Origin of the sequence: Psychroflexus aurantiacus (assembly GCF_010820555.1) — a bacterium.
Lineage (GTDB): Bacteria > Bacteroidota > Bacteroidia > Flavobacteriales > Flavobacteriaceae > Psychroflexus > Psychroflexus aurantiacus.
Map to the genome: position 1 here is coordinate 1 of NZ_JAAIKD010000018.1, position 2054 is coordinate 2054.

Below are 2054 nucleotides of genomic sequence, written 5' to 3' on the forward strand. Positions count from 1 at the left end.
ATTAAATTGACAATTAGAAACATCAAAGCCTCGACCAATCACTTACGGATTAAAGCTTGATTAATTCCCTTTATTTAAACGTCTACTGCATCTTATCAGATGCAATACTCTAAAAAAGGAGGTATTCCAGCCGCACCTTCCGGTACGGCTACCTTGTTACGACTTAGCCCCAGTTACTAGTTTTACCCTAGGCGGCTCCTTGCGGCGACCGACTTCAGGTACCCCCAGCTTCCATGGCTTGACGGGCGGTGTGTACAAGGCCCGGGAACGTATTCACCGCATCATGGCTGATATGCGATTACTAGCGATTCCAGCTTCACGCAGTCGAGTTGCAGACTGCGATCCGAACTGTGATAGGGTTTGTAGATTCGCTCCTCCTCGCGGAGTGGCTGCTCTCTGTCCCTACCATTGTAGCACGTGTGTAGCCCAGGACGTAAGGGCCGTGATGATTTGACGTCATCCCCACCTTCCTCACAGTTTACACTGGCAGTATGGCTAGAGTCCCCATCATTACATGCTGGTAACTAACCAAAGGGGTTGCGCTCGTTATAGGACTTAACCTGACACCTCACGGCACGAGCTGACGACAACCATGCAGCACCTTGCAATTTGCCCGAAGGAAAAGGTGTTTCCACCCCTGTCAAACTGCATTTAAGCCCTGGTAAGGTTCCTCGCGTATCATCGAATTAAACCACATGCTCCACCGCTTGTGCGGGCCCCCGTCAATTCCTTTGAGTTTCATTCTTGCGAACGTACTCCCCAGGTGGGTTACTTATCACTTTCGCTTAGCCACTCAGATCTCAATTGATCCGAACAGCTAGTAACCATCGTTTACGGCGTAGACTACCAGGGTATCTAATCCTGTTCGCTACCTACGCTTTCGTCCATCAGCGTCAGTGAATTGTTAGTGATCTGCCTTCGCAATCGGTATTCTGAGTAATATCTATGCATTTCACCGCTACACTACTCATTCTAACCACTTCACAAGCACTCAAGAACAACAGTATCAATGGCAATTCTACAGTTGAGCTGCAGACTTTCACCACTGACTTATTGTCCCGCCTACGGACCCTTTAAACCCAATGATTCCGGATAACGCTTGGATCCTCCGTATTACCGCGGCTGCTGGCACGGAGTTAGCCGATCCTTATTCTTACAGTACCGTCAACACCCGACACGTCGGGCTTTTTCTTCCTGTATAAAAGCAGTTTACAACCCATAGGGCAGTCTTCCTGCACGCGGCATGGCTGGATCAGGATTGCTCCCATTGTCCAATATTCCTCACTGCTGCCTCCCGTAGGAGTCTGGTCCGTGTCTCAGTACCAGTGTGGGGGATCTCCCTCTCAGGACCCCTACCTATCGTAGCCATGGTAAGCCGTTACCTTACCATCTAGCTAATAGGACGCATACTCATCTATTACCGTAACCTTTAATTACAACTCGATGCCAAGTCGTAATACCATAAAATATTAATCCAAATTTCTCTGGGCTATCTCTTAGTAATAGGCAGATTGTATACGCGTTACTCACCCGTGCGCCGGTCGTCAGCGATCCGAAGACCCTGCTACCCCTCGACTTGCATGTGTTAGGCCTGCCGCTAGCGTTCATCCTGAGCCAGGATCAAACTCTTCATCGTTAAATCTTATATATCTTAACGTCTAAATGAATTCAATTCTAAAATTGTCTTCTCAGGAATTAACTCTAATCTTTTACAATTAGTCTAATCTTTTAATGTTTCTAATTCTATAAGTAGATCGCTCTACTTATAATTGTCAATTCAATATGTCAATGAACTTTTTCTCATCTGCCCGCCTTCAGGCGGACATCTCCCCCAAAGGGAAGAAGAGAAATTCTTGCTGTCTAAAATCTAACCAAAGACCTTTAAACTCGTATGCCTATTTCTCTAAGCGGATGCAAAACTAATACTTATTTTTAATATAACAAGTGATAATTTTGAAAAAAATAAAAGTTTTAATGAACGTGCTAATCCGGTTTTTTTAAGAGCGCAAACCTACAACTTAATTCCTCTGCTCACAAGCCATAACAACAACTTG

At 45.6% G+C, this 2054-nt stretch carries 1 rRNA gene; it reads right to left on the reverse strand.

Annotated elements, in window-relative coordinates:
- Nucleotides 1-114: 114 nt before the first annotated feature.
- Nucleotides 115-1636 (reverse strand): 16S ribosomal RNA (locus tag G3567_RS13125).
- Between the last annotated feature and the right edge of the window lie 418 nt (nucleotides 1637-2054).